This window comes from Pseudomonas brassicae, from assembly GCF_010671725.1.
Lineage (GTDB): Bacteria > Pseudomonadota > Gammaproteobacteria > Pseudomonadales > Pseudomonadaceae > Aquipseudomonas > Aquipseudomonas brassicae.
The window spans coordinates 1-577 of sequence record NZ_JAAHBU010000640.1 but is presented as its reverse complement, the minus strand read 5'-3'; the positions used below and the strand labels follow the sequence as shown (position 1 = coordinate 577).

1 protein-coding gene and 1 pseudogene are annotated in these 577 nt (G+C 65.3%); both read left to right on the top strand.

Annotated elements, in window-relative coordinates; genetic code table 11:
- Positions 1 to 177, top strand: a 177-nt coding sequence (locus tag G3436_RS29185; RefSeq protein WP_420801266.1) for a hypothetical protein, incomplete at its 5' end; no start/stop codon positions are given.
- Positions 178 to 244: 67 nt separating this feature from the next.
- Positions 245 to 577 (top strand): annotated as a pseudogene (locus G3436_RS26860) (CPBP family intramembrane glutamate endopeptidase); the annotation flags it as partial.

The following is a 577-nucleotide window of genomic DNA, read 5'->3' as shown; positions in this document are numbered from 1 at the left end:
GGCCTGGGCAATGCCCAGCTACGCCCCCACATGAACCTGACCCTGCGCATCACCCGCGACAACGGCGCGCAGGAGCAGATCCAGGTACTGTGCCGTATCGACACGCTCAACGAAGTGGAGTATTTCAAGGCAGGCGGTATCCTGCATTACGTGCTGCGCCAACTGATCGCGGGCTAGCACGTGCCCTGGAGCAGGGTTGGCCAGTCGTAGTGCCGACCCTGCTTTGTGCCTTGAAGGATTCACCATGCTGTTGTCCCAATGGATCGGGCTGTTCCTGCTGGCCTGCGGTTATGCCCTGGCCCTCGCCTACGGCCGCCTCGCCCCTGCGGCCGCCTGCACCTTCATCGCACTGCTCGGCGCCGGCTGGCTGGTGCGGCGTAGCGCCGCGCGCTGGCTCAATGTGCTGGGCCACGGCCTGTTCACCGCCCTGGCGGTCGGCCTGGCCATGCACGCCTTGCCTGGCTTTCACAATGCCCGAGTCATCCATGCACTGCGCCTGACGACGGATGCCGCGCCGTTCTCGATGCACCTCAACCTCGACAAACCGCTGATTGCCCTGTGGCTGCTGCTGGCCTGC